We start from the raw sequence: 21,649 nt of genomic DNA, 5'->3' as shown, positions 1-21,649 counted from the left end.
GCCATCACTTCATCGGCACGAAGTCCAGCGCCACCGAATTGATGCAATAGCGCAACCCCGTGGGTTTGGGGCCATCCGGAAAAACATGCCCCAGGTGCGACTCGCAGGCCGCGCATCGCACTTCCGTGCGATGCATGCCGTGGCTGTCGTCTTGCAGCAGGCTCACCGCCGACCGGGTCACCGGCTGGAAAAAACTGGGCCAGCCCGAACCCGAGTCGTATTTGGTCTCCGAAGCAAAAAGCGGGGCCTTGCAGGCCACACAGGTGTAGGTGCCCGGCTCCTTGTGCCGATACCACTTGCCGCTGAAAGGCGGCTCGGTCGCCGAACAGCGACACACCGCATATTGTTCCGGACTCAGGTTTGCACGCCATTGTTCGTCGGATTTTTCAGGCTTGTGCTCATTCATGCTGAATCCTTATGCGGGATGCGTGCCGACCGAAGGGCCTTTCTGATAGCTTAACGCCCCTTCGTCTCCGATTGACTGCGCCCTCCGTGAAGCCTACGCCGCCCTTGCGTCACCTGCCTCCACGCCGTCTGCTGGCAATCGCTGCCTCTGCTGCCTTGCTCAGCAGCCCAGCCGTTTACGCCGGCAGCCAGAACAAGAAGCCCAAGGCCTCGCTGGATGGCTCGGAGGTGGTTTGCCCGTTGGGGACCTTTATCTGTGCACCCAGGCCGGACAACTTCGCACTGTGCCGACCCAACGGCCAGCTCGAGTTCTATGACCCGTTCCTGAGCAAGGACTCGTCGCTGCGTCAGACCGCCAAGACCTATGTCTGGGCCGACCACGTGCAGAGCCCGGACCAGACCATCTATCACCTGACCGGCCACGTGAAAACGATCCGCGCCGACCAGGAATTGCACGCCGATGTCGCCGACTACAACAGCGACACCTCCGATTACGATGCACGCGGCAATGTCCACTACCAGGAATACAACCAACTGGTGTCCGCCGATCATGTGGTCGGTAATACCGACAACAGTACGACGCTGGCCACCGGCAACGTGCGCTTTCAGATGCTCGATTCGCATGGCAACGGCACCGCCGTGCGAGGACAGCAGTTCGACGCCAATCGCAGCCGCTATTCCGTCGCCACCTACTCGACCTGCGATATCGGCCGTCATATCTGGGAAATCCGCGCCAAGAAGATCGATACCGACCAAAACACCGGCCGCGGCATAGCGCACGACGCGACCATGTCCATGTACGGCGTTCCGTTTTTCTATACGCCGTACATGTCGTTCCCGCTCAACAACGATCGCCAGAGCGGCTTCCTGTATCCGTACTTCGAGCATACGGGCGAGGCCGGTTATCAGTTCAGGATTCCGTACTACTTCAATCTGGCACCCAATTACGACTTGACGCTTACGCCGCGTTATTACAGTTTGCGCGGTTCCATGCTTTCGGGCGAAGCGCGCTATCTGTTCCCTCAAACGAAAGGCACTTTCGATTTCGAATTCTTGCCCAACGATTTGTACAACGACCAGAAGATCACGCCAACTTCTTTCGACACTCAAGGTACGCAGCGCTACCTATTCAGATTCACCAATAGCACGACGCTATGGAAGGGATGGTGGCTCAGCACCGACATCATGCGTGCATCGGATCAGAACTATCTGCACGATTTCGGCGACGATATCTTCAACATCTCCACCGCACTTTTGTACTCAAGCATTTACTTGAATGGATCGGGTAACTGGTGGAGCGCCCAGGTGGGTGGCGACATGTGGCAGAACGTCGACCCAGCGGAATCGAACGCCGTAGAGCCTTACAAGCGACTGCCGCGCGCCACCTTCAATATGGATATTCCATTCTGGCGCTGGTATGACATAGGCCTGACCAGCGAGGCGGATTCGTTCCATAAATCCGAAGCCGTAGAAGGCAGCCGACTGGACCTTTACCCGTATATCGACGCGGACTTTCAGGGGCCGTGGTGGTTCATTCGACCCAAGGTGGCCTACCGCTATACCACTTACTCGCTCGACAGCGGTTACCGGAACTATTCCACTTCCTACACCTCGCTGTCGGGAGTCACAACGATCACACCATTCACGGATGCTAATCCGAGCCGCTCGCTGCCGATCGTCAGCCTGGACCAAGGCCTGATTTTCGATCGTGTTGCATCAATGTTCGGTACGGATTACACGCAGACGCTAGAACCACGCCTGTATTACCTGTATGCCCCCTACCGCAACCAGACCAATCTGCCGCTGTTCGATACCAATCTGATGGCGTTCGACGATTGGATGCTGTTCGCACCAAACCAGTTCTCTGGCGCGGACCGCCAGATGAATGCGAATAACCTCACCGCAGCAGTAACCACTCGACTGCTTGATGACGGCGGCGTGGAACGGCTGTCCGCAACCTTCGGCCAAATCCGTTATTTCACGCCCCAGTTGGTCCAAACACCCGGTACACAGGCTACCGACTGGTCTGGCTCGGACTACGTCGCCGAGCTGAGCAGCCAGTTGAACGATCAGTGGACCATGAGCACTGAGTACCTCTGGAACCCGAACACCCGCAAGACCGAGCTAGGTACGTTCACGGTGCAACGGCGCCTGGGTTTCGACGGCGTGCTCAACTTCTCTTACCGCTTCCGCCAGAACCTGCTGGAACAATATGACATCTCGGCGGTCTATCCGCTTACCGCCCGCTGGCGCCTGATCGGTGACTGGACTTATTCGGTCATGGACAAGCGTACGGTGGAGGCGGTGGCCGGCGTGCAGTACGAGGGCTGCTGCGTGAAAATGAGCGTTGTCGCCCGCCGCTACGTGACAGGTTACGACGGCGTCATCTCGACCTTGCCAGCCGGCCAGATAGCACCAGGCAGCGATACCGCCGTCATGTTCGAGCTGGAATTCAAGGGTATGGGTGCCTTCAGCGGCCAAACGGACAGCATCCTGCGGCGTGATATCCTTGGCTATCAATAACCGCGCCCAGGCTGGTTCGGGCGCTCTCCAGGCGGTGGCCGGCCAGGCTCCTGTCCAGGATTACCAACCATTTCCCTCGCCACCGGCGATAGAAGGCTGTTCACTGATGAAGCAGATTTTTGCGTTGTTCCTGCTGACGATCGTCTCGGCGATCCCGTCGCTGGCCCAGGCTCAGCTCCTGTCGCCGCAGGATGCCGGCTCAGGCCTGCAGCCTATCGACCGGATCGTTGCTGTGGTTGAAGACGATGTGATCCTGCAGAGCGAGCTGAACGACGCCGTTGCCGCTATCCAGCAGCAGTACGCCAGCCAGCCGGGGCAGCTCCCGCCCATCGACGTGCTGCGCCGGCAAGTGCTTGACCGTCTGGTGCTGATGAAGCTGCAGTTGCAGCGCGCCGACGACCAGGGCATCCGCGTGTCCGATGCCGAAGTGGATCAGGCCGTGCAGAACGTGGCGGCCCAGAACAAAATGAGCCCCGACCAGCTGCGCGCCGCCGTGGAACAGAGCGGCCTGAGCTATGCCTCCTTCCGCCAGCAGCTCCACGACCAGCTGGTCGTGCAGAAGCTGCACCAGAACGTGGTGCGCGATTCGGTCTCGGTGACCAACAGCGAAATCGACAACCTGCTCAACAGCCCCAGCTACAAGGCAGGTGAGGTGCATCTGGCCCACATCCAGATCAGCATCCCCAGCGGTGCCACCGCAGCCGATATCCAGGCCGCACAGAACAAGGCCGAGCAGGCACTGGCCGCCATCAAGGGCGGCATGAACTTCAAGGCTGCCACGATCCGCTTCTCCGATGCGCCCGATGCGCTGGACGGCGGCGACCTCGGCTGGCGCCGCATCGACGAAGTGCCGCCGGCCTTCGTCGACACCATCGATTCGCTCAAGCCCGGTGAAGTCAGCGGTATCCTGCATGGCCCCACCGGCTTCCACATCATCCAGCTGATCGGCACGCGCGCGCCGTCCAAGCAGATGGTGCCTGAGTTCCATGCCCGCCAGATCCTGATTCGCCCGAGCGAACTGCTCTCACCCACCCAGGCTCAGCAGAAGGCGCAGGATCTCTACAACCGCATCGTCAACAAGCATGAAGACTTCGCCAAGCTGGCGAAGGACAATTCCAATGACGACACGACCGCCAACGCCGGCGGCGACATGGGCTGGTTCCAGCAAGGTGACTGGGGCTCGCTGATCGGCCAGAAGGTGGCGGATTTGAAGGACAACGAGATCTCGCAGCCGTTCCAGAGCGAAGCCGGCTGGCACATCCTGCAGCGTCTCGGTACACGCAACACCGATATGACCACGGAAGTGGCCCGCGACCAGGCTCGTCAGGCCATCGGCAACCGCAAAGCCGACCAGGCCTACGACGACTTCCTGCGCCAGCTGCGTTCCGATGCCTATGTGAAAATTCTGGCGCCTGAGCTGCAGGAGCCCACCGATACGGACAACGGCGGCGCCGGCATCAAGGCATCCCCGTCCCCGTGATCCCTGCACGACACGCGAACAGCCCGTGAACGGATCTGCCCTGCCCCGGCTCGCTCTGACAGCAGGCGAGCCAGCGGGTGTCGGTCCCGAGCTTCTCGTCCGATTGGCCGCCACCTCGCTGGCGGCCAATTTCGTTGCGATAACCGATAAAGATCTGCTCGAGCGCGCGGCGGCACGCTGCGGCGTGGCCATCCGCCTCGTTGATGACGACGGCGGCGATATCGACGTGCGCCCGCCCGGCAGCCTGCGCGTGCGCCATATCCCGCTTGTCGCAGAAGAAACGCCGGGGCATCCGGATCCACGCAACGCACAGCACGTCCTGGCGACGCTGGCCGAGGCTGCCGATGGATGCATGCAGGAGCGTTACGCCGCGGTGGTAACCGCTCCGCTGCAAAAGTCCTCGATCAACGATGCAGGTGTCCCCTTCAGCGGCCACACCGAGTTTTTTGCTGCGCGAAGCCACGCTGACGTGGTCATGATGCTGGCGAGCCCGGAGTTGCGCGTTGCCCTGGCGACCACGCATTTGCCGTTGAACGCCGTTTCTTCTGCAATCACCGCTGCCTCGCTGGAACAAACGCTGCGCATTGTGCATAACGAGCTGCGCACGAAATTCGGCTTCGAGAAGCCACGCATCGCCGTGCTCGGGCTCAACCCTCACGCCGGCGAAAGCGGTCATATCGGACGCGAGGAAATCGACACGATCATCCCGGTGCTCGAAACGCTCCGCCAGCAAGGCATGGTCTTGCTGGGGCCGCTGCCCGCGGACACCGCGTTCGTGCCAGCGCAACGGCATCATTACGATGCGGTGCTCGCGATGTACCACGATCAGGCATTGCCCGTGCTCAAGAGCGAAGCCTTCGATCGCACCGTCAATCTCACGCTCGGCCTGCCCTTCATTCGCACATCCGTCGACCACGGTACCGCGCTGGATCTCGCCGGCAGCGGCCAAGCTGATCCTTCCAGCCTGATAGCCGCTGCCAGGATGGCGCTGGATCTGGTGGATCGTCGCAACAAGTTCCCTTCACCAAGGTGAAGGGAAGCAGGACGTCATGAATCCCCCTAGTCGCCCCAAGAAAAGCTTCGGCCAGCACTTCCTGCACGAGCGCCGCTACATCGAGCGCATCGTCAACGCGATCTCGCCACGTCCCGACGATTTCCTGGTGGAGATCGGGCCTGGCGAAGGCGCGCTGACCTTTCCATTGCTGGCCGCCGCCGGCAAACTCACGGCCATCGAGCTGGATACCGATCTCATACCCCGTCTGCAGGCCAATGCAGCGGATGTCGGCGAGCTTTCCATCGTGCACGCCGATGTGCTGAAGGTCGATTTCACTGCGTTGGCCCATCGCGCTGGGGTTTCTTGCCTGCGCATTGCAGGCAATCTGCCGTATTACATCTCCAGTCCGATCCTGTTCCATTGCGTGGAGCATGCAGCGGCCATCAGCGATATGCATTTCATGTTGCAAAAAGAAGTCGTCGATCGCATGGCTGCCGAACCGGGCAGCAAGGTGTATGGACGGCTATCTGTGATGCTGCAGCTGGCTTGCCGCGTCGAACCGCTGTTCGAAGTGCCGCCCGGCGCGTTCCGCCCGCCGCCGAAAGTCGATTCGGCGGTGGTACGCCTCGTACCGATCGCGCCTGAAGCACGCCATGATGCGGATCCCGATCGCCTGCACACGATCGTGAAGGCAGCCTTCGCCCAGCGTCGCAAGACACTTGGCAATGCGCTGCGGCAATGGATGGATACCGACGCGATTCGCCAGGCCGATGTCGATCCCAAGGCGCGTGCAGAAACACTTTCGCCCGCGGATTTTGTACGCCTTGCCAAGGTCGAGACAGCATCCTGACATCACCATCAGGCTTACCCGATACGGTGCTCTTGGGCCTGCTTAGCCCGTACAATGACCCCATGAACGACAAATCCCCCTACACGATCGACGTGCAGGTGCAAACCCGCTTTGTGCCGGACCAGTCAGCGCCCGACGAAAACCGCTACGTGTTCGCGTACACGATCAAGCTGCACAATGCCGGTATCATTCCGGCCCGCCTGCTCACCCGTCACTGGGTGATCACGGATGCCAATGGCAAGATCGAGGAAGTGCGTGGCGAAGGGGTGGTTGGCGAACAGCCATGGATGCGTCCAGGCGACGATTACGAATACACCTCCGGCGCTGTGCTGGAGACCGCCGTCGGCACGATGCAGGGCAGCTATGAGATGGTGGCCGACGACGGCACCCGCTTCGAAGCGCCCATTCCGACCTTTACCCTTTCCATTCCGCGCACCCTGCACTGAGAGGCACCACGATGATGTGCCCGCAGCAGACCCTTGAGGCGATGCGCTGATGGCAACCTATGCAATCGGTGATGTGCAGGGCTGTTATCCAGAATTGCAGCGGCTGCTGGAAAAACTGCACTTTGATCCCGTGCAGGATCGCCTGTGGTTCTGCGGTGACCTGGTCAACCGTGGCGGCCAATCTCTGGACACGCTGCGCCTGGTGCATTCACTGCGCGACAGCACCATCGTCACGCTGGGCAACCACGATCTGAGTTTGCTGGCGATTGCCTTGCGCAAGCAGGACGCGCAGGCACGCGTCAATCCCGAACTTCGAGAAGTGCTGTTCGCGGAGGACGCGCCCGTTCTGTTCGAATGGCTGCGCAGCCAGAAACTGCTGCATCATGATGAAGCACTAGGCTGGACGATGGTGCACGCCGGTCTGGCACCCACCTGGACGCTCAAGCAGGCGCAACGCTGCGCACAGGAAATCGAGCGCGAACTTTCCAGCCCACGTCATCCACGGCTGCTGAAGAACCTGTTCGGCAATCGTCCCGCGGCGTGGTCGAGCCGTCTGCAAGGCATCGAGCGCATGCGCGCCTCGATCAACACGCTGACCCGGATGCGCTTCTGCGATGTCAACGGCCGCATCGACTTCGAAGGCAAAGGCGCACCGGGCACGCAGAAACCCGGCATGTATCCCTGGTTTGAAGTGCCGGGCATGCGCCGACGCGAGATGCGCCTCGTCTGCGGTCACTGGTCTGCGCTGGGCCGCTTCGCCGGCCTGGGCATTTACGGCATCGATACAGGATGCGTGTGGGGTGGCAAGCTCACTGCGCTGCGCCTGGATGTCGAGGAGCCGCAGTACATCACGGTGAATGCCGAGCCGCATCGCAAGCAGCTGGCTGGCAGCGGCGATTAAGTCTTCGCCGCGCGCTGCCATAGGTTGGGGCTTAGCACCGGATCAAGTCCGGGTAACCCAACCTACGACCGCACACCCATCAACAGCCCTGCACGATCAGCTCAGCTGACCGTGACAGTGCTTATATTTCTTGCCGGAACCGCAAGGACATGGATCGTTACGCCCAACCTTCGGGCCGCTCACCGTCGGCTCGGATGATGACACTTGCGGCTGCACGGGCGTTTCCAGCCCAAGCGCACCACCCACGGGCGCGCCACCGCCGCTGGCCTGCATCTGGCGCTGCAACCGCTCGGCCATACGCTGCTGCTCGGCTTCCATCGCAACGACTTCTTCCTCGCTGCGGATGCGAATGCGGGCGAGCATTTGGGTCACTTCGACCTTGATACGCGCCAACATCTGCGAGAACAGATCGAAGGATTCGCGCTTGAAGGCCTGCTTGGGATCCACCTGCGCATAGCCGCGCAAGTAGATGCCCTGGCGCATGTAATCCATGCTGGAGAGATGTTCCTTCCAGGCGTTGTCCACCACGCTCAGCATGATGTGCTTCTCGAGCTGACGCATGGTTTCCGGGCCGATCTGCTTTTCCTTGGCCTCGAACAGGTCGTTGAGGAGCGTGCGCACGTGCTCCAGCACCGCACCGGCATCGGCCTCGGATTGCTGTTCCAACCAGTGCTTGAGTTCGCTCGACAGACCGAAATCGCTTTCCAGCTCGCGATCGAGACCGGCCAGGTCCCATTGCTCGTCGATGCTGTCGGCGGGCACGTAGCGACGCACAATGTTCTCAACCACGTCATCACGAATGTCGGACACGGTGGCGGACACGTCGTCTTCTTCCAGCAACTCATCGCGCTGGCGGTAAATCACCTTGCGCTGATCGTTGGCGACGTCGTCGTATTCCAACAGGTTTTTGCGGATATCGAAGTTGTGCTGCTCAACCTTGCGCTGCGCCTTTTCGATCTGGCGGCTGATCATGCGATCTTCCAGCGCCTCGTCTTCCTTCATGCCAAAGCGCTTCATCCAGCGCACCAGGCCTTCGCCGCCGAAGATGCGCAGCAAGTTGTCCTGCAACGAGAGGTAGAAACGCGAGGAACCCGGGTCACCCTGACGGCCGGAACGGCCGCGCAGCTGGTTATCGATACGGCGGGACTCGTGTCGCTCCGTACCCACGATATGCAGACCGCCCGCAGCGATGACCTGCTCGTGGCGCTTCTTCCACTCGGATTTGACGCGTGCGCGGTCGGTTTCGGACGCATCTTCCGGCAGCGCAGCCAATGCGGCTTCCAGACTGCCGCCAAGCACGATGTCGGTACCGCGGCCGGCCATGTTGGTGGCGATGGTGACCGACCCCGGCATGCCTGCCTGCGCCACGATGTGCGCTTCGCGCTCGTGCTGCTTGGCATTGAGCACTTCGTGCGGAATCTTTTCCTTGCGCAGCAACTCGGACAGCAGCTCGGAGACGTCGATCGATGCGGTACCCACCAGCACCGGCTGGCCGCGCTGATGACAATCCCTGATGTCCTCGATCACCGCCTTGTATTTCACTTCCTGGCTCAGGAACACCATGTCCGAATTGTCCCGACGGATCATCGGCTTGTGGGTCGGGATCACGACCACTTCCAAGCCATAAATCGTCTGGAATTCGTAGGCTTCCGTATCGGCCGTACCGGTCATGCCGGCCAGCTTCTTGTACATGCGGAACAGGTTCTGGAACGTGACCGTGGCCAGCGTCTGGTTTTCGCGCTGGATCGGCACGCCTTCCTTCGCCTCGACCGCCTGGTGCAGGCCGTCGGACCAGCGGCGGCCCGGCAAGGTACGGCCGGTGAATTCGTCGACGATGATCACTTCGCCGTCGCGCACGATGTAGTCCACATCGCGCTGATAAATGGCGTTGGCGCGCAGCGCCGCATTGAGGTGATGCACGATGGCCAGGTTGCGCGAATCATAGAGGCTACTTTCCTCTTCAATCACGTTCGCCTGGTGCAGCAGCTCTTCTGCATGCTGCATGCCCTCTTCGGACAGGTGCACCTGCTTTTGCTTTTCATCGACCCAGTAGTCGCCTGCACCGTCTTCGACTTCCTGCCGTGTCATGCGCGGCACGATCTTGTTCACCGCAAGGTAAAGCTGCGGGGAATCCTCGGCGGGGCCGGAAATGATCAGCGGCGTACGCGCTTCGTCGATCAGGATCGAATCCACTTCGTCGACGATGGCGTAGTGCAAGCCACGCTGGCAGCGTTGGTCCTTCGACAACGCCATGTTGTCGCGCAAATAGTCGAAGCCGTATTCGTTATTGGTGCCGTAGGTGATGTCGGCAGCATAGGCGGCGAACTTGTCGGCATGATCCATGCCCGGCCAGACCACACCCACGCTCAGGCCAAGGAAGTTGTACAGCTTGCCCATCTGGGCCGCGTCACGCTTGGCAAGGTAGTCGTTGACCGTCACCACGTGTGCACCCTTGCCTTCCAGGGCATTGAGGTACACCGGGGCTGTCGCCACCAGGGTCTTGCCTTCGCCGGTGCGCATTTCGGCGATTTTGCCCATGTGCAGCACCATGCCGCCGATCAGCTGCACGTCGTAATGGCGCATGCCCAGGACGCGCTTGGCGCCTTCGCGGACGACTGCGAAGGCTTCCGGCAGCAGCTTGTCCAGGGTTTCACCGTCGGCGATGCGCTGCTTGAATTCGGCCGTCTTGCCGCGCAAGGCCTCGTCGCTGAGCTTCTCGAACTCAGGCTCGAACGCATTGATGCGCGCGACGGTCTTGGACAGCTGGCGCAGCACGCGGTCATTGCGGCTGCCAAAAAGGCTCGTCAGGGCACGGTTGAGCATCGATCTTCCGGATCAGAAAATTAGGGAAGCCCACCCGGACGGATCCTGGCGGGCAAAGGATTGATGATACTAGGGTCTGGCAGGTATCCCAAACGCGGAAACCTGCGCCGCACCCGGCATATCGCCATCGCCCTTCGTTGTCGACCGCTGGCACAGTGCGAGACCGTGCGCGGTGACTCAGAACAGCCTTCGGACAGGGGTGGCGGTAAGGCGCAGCGCTTTCAAGGGTGCCATGCGAACCCGCTCAGCGATGGTTCTTCACATACGCCAGCGGATTGACCACGCGACCGTGATACCAGACCTCAAAGTGCACATGAGACCCAGTGGAACGGCCGGTTGAGCCTGCCTCGGCAATCTCGTCGCCGACACGAACGTGCTGGCCAGGACGCACGAGCAGCTTGCTGTTGTGGGCGTAGCGGGTCATGTAGCCGTTGCCATGGTCGATCTCGACCACATTGCCGTAACCGCTGCGAACGCCGGCGTAGGTGACCATGCCTTCGGCGACGGTATGCACAGGGCTGCCATAGGGCACAGCGACGTCCAGGCCGGTGTGCAAGGCGGACCGGCCATCGAACGGATCGGCGCGCACGCCGAAATAGGAGGAGATGTAACCGTCCGCCGGCATCCCCGTCGGCTTGAGGTCCGAGTCGATCCGGGCGTTCATGAGCAGGCTCTGCATCGCGCTGAGCTGCGCCTGTTGGGTATCGAACTGGCTTCCCAGCTGATCGATGCTGGCGTCGAGCGTTTGCGGCAGTGAATAGGAGCCGCTACCACTGGCGACTTCCACACCGCCGACCGGCGGCGGCTGATCGAAATTGAATTCACCGCTATCGAGCTTGCCGACCTGAACCAGGCGCTCGCCGAGCGCGTTCAGCCGGGTGGCTTGGGCTTGCAGCTGGCCGAGCTTGATCGCCAGCGCATCGAGCTGTCGGTGCGCGTCGTCGCGCAAATCACCCAACTGCTGATCCTGCTGCCGCACCTGTTTGTGCAGCGCGTCGATTTCCGCCAGTGCATGGTCACGTGGACTGGCTACGGCCAACGCTACGCCGGCGCCGAGGCTGGCCAACGCCAGTACCACGGCCGCCCCGATACCCAGGACGCGCCAGCGTAGCCGCTGGTTGGTGAGGTCCAGTGTTCTTGGCACCTTCCCTGCGCGTGAGACGAGTATGATTTGCATGTCATTACCAAATTTGTAGTTTTCCGATGCAGCGCGACGCCCCCGTCACACCCCGCACCGGTCATGGACCGCAATCCATTACCGCCGTTGGTCCAGTCGCCGCGCTAGCCAAAAAAGCCGGCAAGCTGGAAGCCTTGGACCGCGCACTGCGCCAGACGTTATCGCCTCCGCTGCGTGAGCAAGTCAGGTTCGCCAACTTCCGCGACGACCGCCTGGTATTTTTGGCTTCCTCACCGGCTTGGGCGTCGAGGTTGCGCTTGCAACAGGCGCAAATCCTCGCTGCCGCACGCGCCATAGGCGCGAATGCCGGCTCAGTCACCGTGAAAGTGGCCCCCCTTCCTCCGCCTGATCCCCAGCCGGAGCAATCAAAACCGCTTTCAGCCGCGGCGGCACTTCACTTGAAGGCAGCCGCGAAATCAATCTCGGACCCTGAACTGAAGGCCCTATTTCTGGAACTGGCGTCCGTCGCCGAACCTGCGGATTCCAATCCCCGCAGGACGCCCTGAGCTGAAGCGTCCTTCCCGGGCAGCAAACCGACAGCGGCCAGCCCGGAATCGGGAAGCGAGATTTATACCACGCATACCCCTGCCCGGGTCTCTAGGTCCCGTCTCGGTAACGTGAAAGCGTGAAGGCTGAAAATGTGACCCACGTCACAAAACGAACAAGCCGGGCCCCGAAGGACCCGGCTTGGAGAGGTGGAGCGGGCGATTTCAGATCGCCTGAGCGGGATGCGCGTAGGAGATCGGGGCCGTAGCCGGATCATCCTGATAGCTCACTTCTTCCCATGCAGAAGCATCAGCCATCAACGAGCGCAGCAGCTTGTTGTTCAACTCGTGACCGGACTTGTGCGCGTAATACGCACCGATCAGGCTGTGACCGAGCAGATACAGATCGCCGATCGCATCGAGGATCTTGTGCTTGACGAACTCGTCTTCGTAGCGAAGACCGTCTTCATTGAGCACGCGGTAGTCGTCGAGCACCACGGCGTTGTCCATCGAACCGCCGAGTGCGAGGTTATGCTCGCGCAGCATTTCGATGTCGCGCATGAAACCGAAGGTACGCGCGCGGCTCACTTCCTTGACGAACGAGGTCGTCGAGAAGTCGATCTCGGCGCGCGAGGTGCGCTTGGAGATGATCGGGTGGTTGAACTCGATCGAGAAACCGACCTTGAAGCCTTCAAACGGCTCGAAACTGGCCCATTTATCGCCTTCCTGCACCTTCACCGCCTTCTTGATGCGGATGAAGCGCTTGGCCACCGGCTGCTCTTCGATGCCGGCAGATTGCAGAAGGAAGACAAACGGACCGGCACTGCCGTCCATGATCGGCACTTCCGGTGCGGACAGATCGACATAAGCGTTGTCGATGCCAAGACCGGCCATCGCCGACAGCAGATGTTCCACAGTGGAAACACGAACGTCACCATTCACCAACGTAGTCGACAAACGCGTGTCACCTACGTGATCAGGACGTGCATGAATATCCACGGGCGGAGTGAGATCAGTACGACGAAAAACGATGCCGGTGTTCGGTGCCGCCGGACGCAACGTCATGTAGACCTTGTCGCCGGTATGCAGCCCGACGCCGGTAGCACGGATGATATTTTTAAGCGTACGCTGCTTAATCATTTATTGGGTACCTGTAGGGGCAGCAGCCAATTCGAGCCAGGATGCTAACACAGTCTTAACCTGCGGAAAAACAGACCATACCGAACCGTTCGGTCAATCCTTCATTTTCCTTTCATCATCAAATGCGATTCATTCGCATCTAACTGCTGCAAGCACTACAGATAGATCAAGTACTTGCGATGTGACACAAAGGCCCGCGCCGGGGACGGGAAGATCCGGCAACGGGACTTTAGGACCGGCAGGGCGGCAGTCCTCACCACACTAGCCAATCGTGCGCCATCCATAGGCCGCACTGTCTATCGCATTCAACGCACGAATACGACGTCAGCCGACATGGCATGTCCCCTTACCGCTCCCGACATCCGGTGACGGCGAGGCAGCGGACAGGGAGGATACCCCTCCTCGTCCGGCACAGGGAACTATGACAAGTTAATACGTCGTTAGTTCATGACATTCACATTTCTTTACGTATTAATCCGCCTGGCGACGCAAGAAAGCGGGGATGTCCAGGTAATCGAAGCTCGGATCGGCGCTCTTGGCCTGGCTGTCGCCGCCCCGGGGGTTGCTGGCGACCACTTCCGGCTGGGCATAGTCGACCACTTCGTTGCCGGTACCGGTGCGCAGCACCATCGGGCGGGGCCGCTGGCGCATTTCCACCTGGGTCGTGACCGGGCGAACCGGCTGGCGGGCGGCTACGCGGTTGAGGCCGGTGGCCACCACGGTCACGCGCACGTCATCCTGCATTTCCGGATCAAGCGAGGTACCGATCACCACGGTGGCGTCTTCGCTGGCGAAGTCGTGGATGATGCGGCCGATCTCGTCGAACTCGCGCATGGTGAGGTTCGGACCGGCAGTCACGTTGACCAGGATGCCGCAGGCGCCATTGAGGTTGACGTCTTCCAGCAGCGGATTGTTGATCGCCGCTTCGGCCGCGGCCTGGGCGCGATCGTCGCCGCGAGCCGTACCGGTGCCCATCATCGACAGGCCCATTTCGCTCATGACCGTGCGCACGTCAGCGAAGTCGACGTTGATCAGGCCTGGGCTGGTGATCAGATCCGCAATACCCTGCACCGCACCCTGCAGCACATCGTTGGCAGCCTTGAAGGCGTTGAGCAGGGTCACTTCACGGCCCAGCACCGAGAGCAGCTTTTCGTTCGGCACCGTGATCAGCGAGTCAACGTGCTGCGACAGGTCTTCGATACCCTTCAGCGCGACCTGCATGCGGCGGCGACCTTCGAACGGGAACGGCTTGGTCACCACCGCCACCGTCAGAATGCCCTTCTCTTTGGCCAGCTGTGCGACAACCGGCGCCGCACCCGTGCCCGTGCCACCACCCATGCCGCAGGTGATGAACACCATGTCTGCGCCATCGAGCATTTCCTCGATGCGCTCGCGGTCTTCCAGGGCGGCCTGGCGACCCACTTCCGGATTGGCACCCGCGCCCAGGCCCTTGGTGACATTGGCGCCCAGTTGCAGATGCATGCGACCGCCGCAGCCTTTCATGGCTTGGGAGTCGGTGTTGGCGACGATGAACTCGACGCCTTCGATGTTGGAATTGAGCATGTGCGCCACGGCATTCCCGCCGCCGCCGCCCACGCCAATGACTTTGATCACCGCATTGGGTGCGAGTTTTTCGACCAGTTCAAACATTTCCCGTCCTCCGTAGAGCTTTCGTTGTCGTTGTAACCGCGGCATCACTCCTGTCATGCCGTGGTGGCGAGCGAACCTCCATTCGCCCATGCCGCGCCTCCTGCGCAGCCAAAACTCTTAAAAATTCTTGGTGAGCCAACTACGCAACTTGTCGACCAGGCCGCCTACGCTGCCGCCCGTCGCGCCACTCACGCGCATGCCGCCCGAACGCGCGCCATGCAGCAGCAAGCCCACGCCAGTGGAATGCAGCGGATTGGCGATCACCTCGCCAAAGCCATTCACATGCTGTGGCACGCCAATGCGCACCATCTTGTGGAAGATCTCCTCGGCCAGCTCCAGTGCACCTTCCATGCGTGCAGCGCCGCCAGTCAGCACAACGCCGGCCGCAACAAGGCTGTCGTAGCCGGAACGGCGCAGTTCGTCCTGCACCATCTCGAAGATTTCTTCGTAGCGCGCCTGCACGCTCTGCGCGAGCGACTGGCGCGCCAGTCGGCGCGGCGGACGATCGCCCACGCTGGGCACCTGGATGGTTTCCTCGGCATGCGCCAATTGCGCCAAAGCGCAGGCGTACTTGATCTTGATCTCCTCGGCATGCGCCGTCGGCGTATGCACACCGTAGGCGATGTCGTTGGTGACCTGATCGCCACCCACCGGCAATGACTTGGTATAACGGATCGCACCTTGCGTGTAGATCGCAATGTCCGTGGTGCCCGCGCCGATATCGACCAGACATACACCCAGTTCGCGCTCGTCATCGGTCAGCACAGATTTCGCGCTGGCCACCGCAGAGGGCACCAACTCATCCACTGACAAACCGCAGCGTTGAATGCATTTGCTGATGTTTTGCACGGCAGCCGCGGCACCCGTCACCAGATGCACGGAAGCTTCAAGACGCACACCACTCATACCTACCGGCGAGCGGATGCCGTCCTGGCCGTCGATGCGGTATTCCTGCGACTCTTTGTAGAGCACTTTGCGATCCGCAGGAATCGCCACGGCACTGGCCGCTTCCAGCACTTGATCCAGATCGCCCGGCGCGACTTCACGATCACGGATCGCCGCCGTGCCGTGCGAGTTGCGCGTCTCCAGATGGCTGCCGGAAATCGAGGCATACACCGAGCGAATATCGCAGCCAGCCATCAGCTCGGCTTCTTCCACCGCGCGTTGGATCGAGTGGACGGTGGATTCGATGTCGACTACTGAGCCGCGCTTCATGCCACGCGACACATGCGAGCCGATGCCGATCACCTCGATCGGTTCGCCCGGCTCGTACTCGCCCACGATCGCCACCACTTTCGAGGTGCCAATGTCGAGGCCGACGACTAGTTGCTTTTCATTCTTGGCTTTCATGTGCGGGGCGTGCCTCCGGCTGTGGGAGCGGTCGGGGCGGCCGGCGCTTGCGGCCATTTCACGGCAAAGCCGTTGGTGTAACGAAGATCGGCGTACACAAAACCTTGATCGTGGCCAGAGATGACCTGCGGATAGACATCAAGGAAGCGCCGTAACCGGCGCCCCGCCTGATTGCGATCACCGATCACGATCTGCGCGCCGGTATCCGTCGCGACGCTCCAGCTGCCGCGGTCGGTGAGGGTCACGCCGACGATCTTCAGATGCGTGCCGGTAAAGGCTTTCTGCGCATCGGCGAAGAAGCTCACCACTTCGGCGAGGTGATCGTCTGGACCATGCAGATCCGGCAACTGTGCGTAATCGGCAGCATCCGGCACGGTAAATACCTTGCCTTCCTGGCTGATCAATTGATTGGAATTCCAGCGTGCAAATGGCTGGCGCTCATAGACACGCAGCAGCAAGGTGTCGGGCCAGCGCTTGCTGGCTTCCACCGACTCCACCCACGGCAGTGCCGCCACGGCTTTCTGCACGCCATCGAGGTTCAAAGCGAAGAAGCCTTTGCCCAGGCGCGGCAGCACGGCGGCGCGGATCTGCTCCGCGCTCACGTGCTTGAACTCGGCCTGTAACGTCAACTGGGTCACCGGCCAGCGGTCGGCGGCAAACCAGCCGCACAACACGCCGACGATCGGCATCACCACCAGGGCGATGGCCAGACACCAGGCGACGAGGCGAATGCTTCCCCTCATTGCGCCTCCCTGAAACTCGTTTCCAGCACGCGCCAGCACAGTTCCTGATAGTCGATGCCGGCCACCGCAGCAGCCTTCGGTACCAGCGAGTGCGACGTCATGCCCGGTGCGGTATTCACTTCCAGCAACCAGTTGCGGCCTTGACGATCGCGCATCACGTCAACACGGCCCCAGCCGTAACAGCCCAGGGCATCGAACGCCTCCAGCGACAATGCGCGCAACGCCGCTTCCGCCTCACCTTCCAGACCCGGGCAGATGTAACGCGTGTCTTCGGCAATGTATTTGGCGTTGTAATCGTAGAACGCGCCCTTCGGCACGATGTGGATGCTCGGCAGCACCTGGCGGCCAAGCACGCCAACGGTAAGTTCGTCACCCTCGATCAGCGTTTCCATCAGCAGGTCGCCCGGATATTTCTCGGCGAGGGCTACGGCAGCATCGAGATCCTTTTCCTCGAACACGCGCGTCACACCAACACTGGAACCTTCACACGCAGGTTTGACGATCAGCGGGAAGCCGATTTCTTTAGCGGCGGCATGCACATCCGCACCGCGCGGAAGAGCCACGAACTTCGGCGTCGGCAGGCCAAGCGATTGCCACACGCGTTTGGAACGCGTCTTGTCCATCGACAACGCGGAACCGAGTACACCCGAACCGGTGTACGGCACATTCAAGGATTCCAGTGCGCCTTGCAGCACGCCATCCTCACCGCCGCCATGCTGGCCGTGCAGGATGTTGAACACGCGCGCAAAGTGTCCTGCGCGCAGCGCATCAAGCAACGCGGGAATACCGTCGATCGCATGCGCATCGACACCACGCGCCTGCAACGCGGCAAGCACATTGCGGCCCGAATCGAGCGATACCTCACGCTCGGCCGAACTGCCGCCCATCACGACAGCGACACGGCCAAATTGCGCGGAATCCTGAATCTTGCTCATGTTTCGCTCGTCCTTAAATGTCCGGTCTGGGCCAACTCCACCGCAGCTGCACCGATATCGCCGGCGCCCAGCAGCAACAACAAATCACCATCACGCAACAAGGTCGCCAACGTATCTTTCAATTCGCGTGGATGACTGATCAGCACTGGGTCGACCTTGCCGCGCGCACGCACAGCGCGCGCCAGCGCCCGGCCATCCGCGCCTGCGATAGGCGCTTCGCCAGCGGGATAGACTTCGGTCAGCACCAACACATCGGCTTCGGCCAACACGTTCGCGAAGTCGTCGAGCAGATCGCGCGTGCGGCTATAACGATGCGGCTGGAAGCCGACCACCAGACGGCGATCCGGCCAACCACCACGCGCAGCCGCAAACACTGCCGCCAGTTCGCGTGGATGATGGCCGTAGTCATCGACCAACATCGCCTTACCTTTATCCAACGCGATCTCGCCACGGCGATGAAAACGGCGCCCCACGCCCTGGAAGTTAGCCAGCGCGTGTGCAATCGCTTCGGCTTCCACACCCAGTTGCCAGCCGATCGACGCAGCAGCCAGCGCATTGAGCACGTTGTGGCGGCCCGGCAAGTTCAGCGTTACCGGGATCGGATGACTCACACCCGGCAGCAGCAGATCGAAGTGCATTTCGAAACCGCGCTGCTGCACATTGATGGCACGCACGTCGGCATACTCGGCATCAATGCCATAGGTCATCACACGGCGTGCAGTGATCTTGGCCAGTTCGGCGACCTCCGGATCATCCACGCACAACACAGCCAGACCGTAGAACGGCAGACGATGCAGAAAATCGCTAAAGGCCTTGCGCACCAGCGCGAAATCGCCTTGATAGTTCTCCAAATGATCGGCGTCGATATTGGTAACGACAGCGATCACCGGCGACAGCAGCAGGAACGAACCATCCGATTCATCCGCTTCCGCCACCAGGTACTGGCCAGTACCCAGGCGCGCATTCGCACCGACGGCATTGAGCTGGCCACCGATCACAAACGTGGGATCGTAATTGGCTTCAGCCAGCACGCTGGCTGCCAGGCTGGTGGTCGTGGTCTTTCCGTGCGTACCGGCAATGGCCACGCCGCGGCGGAAGCGCATCAATTCCCCGAGCATTTCGGCGCGAGGAATGACCGGAATGCGCGCTTCACGCGCAGCGACCAGCTCCGGGTTGTCTTGCTTGATTGCGCTAGACGTCACCACGACATCGGCGTCGCTGATATGCGCGGCGGCATGACCGATGCGCACATCGATACCCAGCTCACGCAAGCGCAAGGCCGTCGGTGATTCGCTGCGATCCGAGCCGGACACGGCGTAACCGAGATTGTGCAGCACTTCAGCAATACCGCTCATGCCCACGCCGCCAATGCCAATGAAGTGCACGCGGCGGAAGGTGCTCATCAAATCTTCGTGCGCGAGCAGGCGACGCGGCGTCATGCGGCCACCTCCAGGCAAGCACGGGCGATATCTGCCGCAGCATCCGGCTTGGCCAACGTGCGTGCAGCTTCCGCCATCGCAAGCAATTTGGCGTGATCGCCCAGCAGCGCAGTCAGACGCTGCGCCAAATCCTTCGTATTCAAATCACGTTCCTGGATCAATTCGGCCGCACCAACGGCGACCAGCGCCTCGGCATTGCGGGTTTGGTGGTCGTCCACCGCATGAGGGAACGGCACCAGCACCGCCCCCAGCCCACAGGCGGTCAGCTCGGCCAGCGTCAGCGCGCCAGCACGGCACACCGCCAGATCGGCCCACGCGTAAGTGCCGGCCATGTCTTCGATAAATGGCACGATGCGCGCCTCGACACCCGCATCCGCATACGCTTGACGCGCTTCGTCGATGCCTCGGCTGCCACACTGATGCAGCACTTCCGGCCGCTGATCCGCCGGTATGTCGGCCAAGGCCTGCGGAACGGACAAGTTCAGCGCGCGTGCGCCGAGACTGCCGCCGAGCACCAGCAAACGCGGCTTGCCATGGCGTCCGACCAAACGCTGTGCGGGCAGCGGCAAAGTGGCAATCGATCCACGCACGGGATTGCCCACCCACTGCGCATTCGGCAGGCTATCGGCAAACCCGGCCATCACACGGCTCGCATGCGCAGCCAGCTTGCGATTGGTGAAACCCGCCACGCGATTCTGTTCGTGCACCAGCAAGGGGCGATGCAACAAGCGCGCGGCGATACCGCCCGGTCCCGCTACGTAACCACCCATCGACAGCACGCTGCGCGGCTTCAGCTTGCCCAGCACAGCCATCGACGACAACAGGGCACGCAGCAGCATCCATGGCGCCAGCAAACGCGACTTCAGGCCTTTACCTCGCAGACCGCTCACCGCGACCGTATGCAGTTCGATACCGTGCGCCGGCACGACCTTGGTTTCCATGCCGCCGGCCGCGCCCAGCCACACGACGGGCACGCCCTGCGCGCGCAGCGTTTCCGCCACGGCCAGGCCGGGGAAAATGTGGCCACCGGTACCGCCGGCCATGATCAGCACAGGAGCCTGCGCACTCATGCCGCCACCGCTTCGCGATCGCGCGCGCTGGCTGGATTTGCATCGGGCACGGCCGCCGCTGGCACGCGCGTCGCCATCTGCCGCGCATCGATGGCGCGATAGATTTCGAATGTCGCCCGCAACAACACGCCCGCCATCGCGCAGGTCAGCACAATCGACGAACCGCCGTAGCTGATCAGCGGCAAAGTCAAACCCTTGGTTGGCAGCGCACCAAGGTTCACGCCGATCGACACCATGGTCTGCAAGCCGAGCATCAACGAGATGCCGAATGCGATGTAACCCGCGAAACGCTGGCCGATTTCCACACCCTTCAGGCCGACATACAGGCCGCGCCAAACCGTTAGCGCGAACAAACCCATTACCGCTAGGATGCCAAACAGCCCCAGCTCTTCGCCGATGACGGCAAAGATAAAGTCGGTATGCGCCTCAGGGAGATAGGACAGCTTCAAGACGCTCGAACCCAAGCCCACACCAAACCACTCGCCACGACCGATCGCCATCAGCGACTGCGTCAACTGGAAGCCATCGTCAAACGGATGCGCCCAGGGATTCATGAAGGAGGTCAGGCGCTTCATGCGGTAGTTTTCACTGGTCGCCGCGATCACCAGCAATGGCATCAGCGGCAACCCCATCAGGAACAGGAAGATCGGCCGCGATCCACCCAGCCACACCATCGCGATCGTCACTGCAATGATCAGCGTGGCCGAGCCGAAGTCCGGCTGCGCCAGCAACAACAGCACCATCACGCCGGATACGGCGAGCGGCTTGATCAGCCCGAGGAAACGGGTCTCGATGCTTTCACGATGGCGCACCAGATAGCTGGCCAGGTACACGACCAGGATCAGCTTTACCGCCTCCACCGGCTGGAACGACGTCACGATCAGATTGAGCCAGCGTCGCGCGCCATTGAGCTTCATGCCCAGGTGCGGCACGAACACCGCAAGCAGCATGATGAAGGCCACCAGCATCAAGAAGAAGGCGTGCTTCTCTACCACCTTCAGTTCGGTGCGCATGGCGACGCCGGCAGCAACCACGCCAAGTCCGAGAAACAACAGATGTTTCTTGAGGTAGTAGAACTGCCCCATGTGCGAACTGTCGGCCACTGCGATCGAGCTAGATGCGACCATCACGACACCCACGCAGGCAAGACCGATCAAGGCCACCAGCAACGGCAAGTCGAACTTGCCGCGCGGACCTTGCCGACGCTTTGCCTGGGTTGTGTCAAAGCCGAACATTGA

18 protein-coding genes are annotated in these 21,649 nt (G+C 61.3%); 7 read left to right on the top strand and 11 right to left on the bottom strand.

Features of this window, described 5'->3' with window-relative positions:
- Positions 1–4: 4 nt before the first annotated feature.
- Entirely contained in the window at positions 5–406 is a 402-nt protein-coding gene (msrB, locus tag ISN74_RS02480) for a peptide-methionine (R)-S-oxide reductase MsrB (protein ID WP_188797088.1), read from the bottom strand.
- A gap of 86 nt (positions 407–492) precedes the next feature.
- Between msrB and ISN74_RS02475 the strand changes: the two genes are divergently transcribed.
- The 6 genes from ISN74_RS02475 (at position 493) to ISN74_RS02450 (ending at position 7,599) form a co-directional block, all read left to right on the top strand.
- Positions 493–2,928 (top strand): LPS-assembly protein LptD, encoded by a 2,436-nt coding sequence (locus tag ISN74_RS02475; protein WP_229678957.1) that lies wholly within the window; start codon positions 493–495, stop codon positions 2,926–2,928.
- A 106-nt stretch (positions 2,929–3,034) separates the two neighbouring features.
- Positions 3,035–4,408 carry a peptidylprolyl isomerase gene (locus ISN74_RS02470; protein WP_188799463.1) on the top strand — a complete coding sequence of 458 codons (1,374 nt, stop codon included), beginning with the start codon at positions 3,035–3,037 and terminating at the stop codon, positions 4,406–4,408.
- A gap of 25 nt (positions 4,409–4,433) precedes the next feature.
- Complete coding sequence (pdxA, locus tag ISN74_RS02465; protein ID WP_188797077.1) at positions 4,434–5,441, top strand: 4-hydroxythreonine-4-phosphate dehydrogenase PdxA; 1,008 nt, start codon at positions 4,434–4,436, stop codon at positions 5,439–5,441.
- A 16-nt stretch (positions 5,442–5,457) separates the two neighbouring features.
- Entirely contained in the window at positions 5,458–6,252 is a 795-nt protein-coding gene (rsmA, locus tag ISN74_RS02460; RefSeq protein WP_188797074.1) for a 16S rRNA (adenine(1518)-N(6)/adenine(1519)-N(6))-dimethyltransferase RsmA, read from the top strand.
- Positions 6,253–6,314: 62 nt separating this feature from the next.
- The gene (apaG, locus tag ISN74_RS02455; protein ID WP_188797073.1) at positions 6,315–6,698 is read left to right on the top strand and encodes a Co2+/Mg2+ efflux protein ApaG; all 384 of its coding nucleotides are present in this window, start codon (positions 6,315–6,317) and stop codon (positions 6,696–6,698) included.
- 49 nt (positions 6,699–6,747) lie between these two features.
- Positions 6,748–7,599, top strand: a complete 852-nt coding sequence (locus ISN74_RS02450) for a symmetrical bis(5'-nucleosyl)-tetraphosphatase (RefSeq protein ID WP_188797071.1) — start codon at positions 6,748–6,750, stop codon at positions 7,597–7,599.
- Between the two features lie 96 nt (positions 7,600–7,695).
- Here ISN74_RS02450 and secA read toward each other — a convergent pair whose 3' ends face one another.
- Both secA and ISN74_RS02440 read right to left on the bottom strand, forming a co-directional pair.
- Complete coding sequence (gene secA, locus ISN74_RS02445; RefSeq protein WP_188797069.1) at positions 7,696–10,422, bottom strand: preprotein translocase subunit SecA; 2,727 nt, start codon at positions 10,420–10,422, stop codon at positions 7,696–7,698.
- A gap of 244 nt (positions 10,423–10,666) precedes the next feature.
- On the bottom strand, positions 10,667–11,599 hold the full coding sequence (locus ISN74_RS02440) for a M23 family metallopeptidase (RefSeq protein WP_188797060.1): 933 nt from the start codon (positions 11,597–11,599) through the stop codon (positions 10,667–10,669).
- A 26-nt stretch (positions 11,600–11,625) separates the two neighbouring features.
- Between ISN74_RS02440 and ISN74_RS02435 the strand changes: the two genes are divergently transcribed.
- Complete coding sequence (locus ISN74_RS02435; RefSeq protein ID WP_188797058.1) at positions 11,626–12,105, top strand: DciA family protein; 480 nt, start codon at positions 11,626–11,628, stop codon at positions 12,103–12,105.
- Between the two features lie 204 nt (positions 12,106–12,309).
- Here the strand turns inward: ISN74_RS02435 and lpxC are convergent, their stop codons facing one another.
- From lpxC to ftsW, 8 genes are all read right to left on the bottom strand, one after another.
- Positions 12,310–13,224 carry a UDP-3-O-acyl-N-acetylglucosamine deacetylase gene (gene lpxC, locus ISN74_RS02430; RefSeq protein WP_188797055.1) on the bottom strand — a complete coding sequence of 305 codons (915 nt, stop codon included), beginning with the start codon at positions 13,222–13,224 and terminating at the stop codon, positions 12,310–12,312.
- A 471-nt stretch (positions 13,225–13,695) separates the two neighbouring features.
- A complete protein-coding gene (gene ftsZ / locus ISN74_RS02425) occupies positions 13,696–14,874 on the bottom strand; it encodes a cell division protein FtsZ (RefSeq protein ID WP_188797053.1) in 1,179 nt (392 codons plus the stop codon).
- A gap of 117 nt (positions 14,875–14,991) precedes the next feature.
- Complete coding sequence (ftsA, locus tag ISN74_RS02420) at positions 14,992–16,224, bottom strand: cell division protein FtsA (RefSeq protein WP_188797050.1); 1,233 nt, start codon at positions 16,222–16,224, stop codon at positions 14,992–14,994.
- Positions 16,221–16,967, bottom strand: coding sequence for a cell division protein FtsQ/DivIB (locus tag ISN74_RS02415; RefSeq protein ID WP_188797048.1), 747 nt, complete (start codon positions 16,965–16,967; stop codon positions 16,221–16,223). The genes ftsA and ISN74_RS02415 overlap by 4 nt, the downstream gene beginning before the upstream one ends.
- The gene (locus ISN74_RS02410) at positions 16,964–17,902 is read right to left on the bottom strand and encodes a D-alanine--D-alanine ligase (RefSeq protein ID WP_188797046.1); all 939 of its coding nucleotides are present in this window, start codon (positions 17,900–17,902) and stop codon (positions 16,964–16,966) included. Before ISN74_RS02410 ends, ISN74_RS02415 begins: the two co-directional genes overlap by 4 nt.
- A complete protein-coding gene (gene murC / locus ISN74_RS02405) occupies positions 17,899–19,341 on the bottom strand; it encodes a UDP-N-acetylmuramate--L-alanine ligase (protein WP_188797044.1) in 1,443 nt (480 codons plus the stop codon). The genes ISN74_RS02410 and murC overlap by 4 nt, the downstream gene beginning before the upstream one ends.
- Positions 19,338–20,411 (bottom strand): undecaprenyldiphospho-muramoylpentapeptide beta-N-acetylglucosaminyltransferase, encoded by a 1,074-nt coding sequence (gene murG, locus ISN74_RS02400; protein WP_188797042.1) that lies wholly within the window; start codon positions 20,409–20,411, stop codon positions 19,338–19,340. Before murG ends, murC begins: the two co-directional genes overlap by 4 nt.
- Entirely contained in the window at positions 20,408–21,646 is a 1,239-nt protein-coding gene (gene ftsW, locus ISN74_RS02395; RefSeq protein ID WP_188797019.1) for a putative lipid II flippase FtsW, read from the bottom strand. The genes murG and ftsW overlap by 4 nt, the downstream gene beginning before the upstream one ends.
- Positions 21,647–21,649 lie beyond the last annotated feature (3 nt).

The organism is Dyella caseinilytica, from assembly GCF_016865235.1.
GTDB classification, from domain to species: domain Bacteria; phylum Pseudomonadota; class Gammaproteobacteria; order Xanthomonadales; family Rhodanobacteraceae; genus Dyella_B; species Dyella_B caseinilytica.
Note: the sequence above shows the minus strand (reverse complement) of the source record. Positions and strands in the feature narration are given on the sequence as shown.

What these genes read in the sequence shown, in the direction of transcription:
- murG (WP_188797042.1), bottom strand. Translation starts at nt 20,411, where the DNA reads ATGAGTGCGCAGGCTCCTGTGCTGATCATGGCCGGCGGTACCGGTGGC.
- murC (WP_188797044.1), bottom strand. Translation starts at nt 19,341, where the DNA reads ATGACGCCGCGTCGCCTGCTCGCGCACGAAGATTTGATGAGCACCTTC.
- ISN74_RS02435 (WP_188797058.1), top strand. Translation starts at nt 11,626, where the DNA reads ATGCAGCGCGACGCCCCCGTCACACCCCGCACCGGTCATGGACCGCAA.
- secA (WP_188797069.1), bottom strand. Translation starts at nt 10,422, where the DNA reads ATGCTCAACCGTGCCCTGACGAGCCTTTTTGGCAGCCGCAATGACCGC.
- ftsA (WP_188797050.1), bottom strand. Translation starts at nt 16,224, where the DNA reads ATGAAAGCCAAGAATGAAAAGCAACTAGTCGTCGGCCTCGACATTGGC.
- msrB (WP_188797088.1), bottom strand. Translation starts at nt 406, where the DNA reads ATGAATGAGCACAAGCCTGAAAAATCCGACGAACAATGGCGTGCAAAC.
- ISN74_RS02410 (WP_188797046.1), bottom strand. Translation starts at nt 17,902, where the DNA reads ATGAGCAAGATTCAGGATTCCGCGCAATTTGGCCGTGTCGCTGTCGTG.
- rsmA (WP_188797074.1), top strand. Translation starts at nt 5,458, where the DNA reads ATGAATCCCCCTAGTCGCCCCAAGAAAAGCTTCGGCCAGCACTTCCTG.
- ISN74_RS02440 (WP_188797060.1), bottom strand. Translation starts at nt 11,599, where the DNA reads ATGCAAATCATACTCGTCTCACGCGCAGGGAAGGTGCCAAGAACACTG.
- ISN74_RS02450 (WP_188797071.1), top strand. Translation starts at nt 6,748, where the DNA reads ATGGCAACCTATGCAATCGGTGATGTGCAGGGCTGTTATCCAGAATTG.
- apaG (WP_188797073.1), top strand. Translation starts at nt 6,315, where the DNA reads ATGAACGACAAATCCCCCTACACGATCGACGTGCAGGTGCAAACCCGC.
- ISN74_RS02470 (WP_188799463.1), top strand. Translation starts at nt 3,035, where the DNA reads ATGAAGCAGATTTTTGCGTTGTTCCTGCTGACGATCGTCTCGGCGATC.
- lpxC (WP_188797055.1), bottom strand. Translation starts at nt 13,224, where the DNA reads ATGATTAAGCAGCGTACGCTTAAAAATATCATCCGTGCTACCGGCGTC.
- ISN74_RS02415 (WP_188797048.1), bottom strand. Translation starts at nt 16,967, where the DNA reads ATGAGGGGAAGCATTCGCCTCGTCGCCTGGTGTCTGGCCATCGCCCTG.
- ftsZ (WP_188797053.1), bottom strand. Translation starts at nt 14,874, where the DNA reads ATGTTTGAACTGGTCGAAAAACTCGCACCCAATGCGGTGATCAAAGTC.
- ftsW (WP_188797019.1), bottom strand. Translation starts at nt 21,646, where the DNA reads ATGTTCGGCTTTGACACAACCCAGGCAAAGCGTCGGCAAGGTCCGCGC.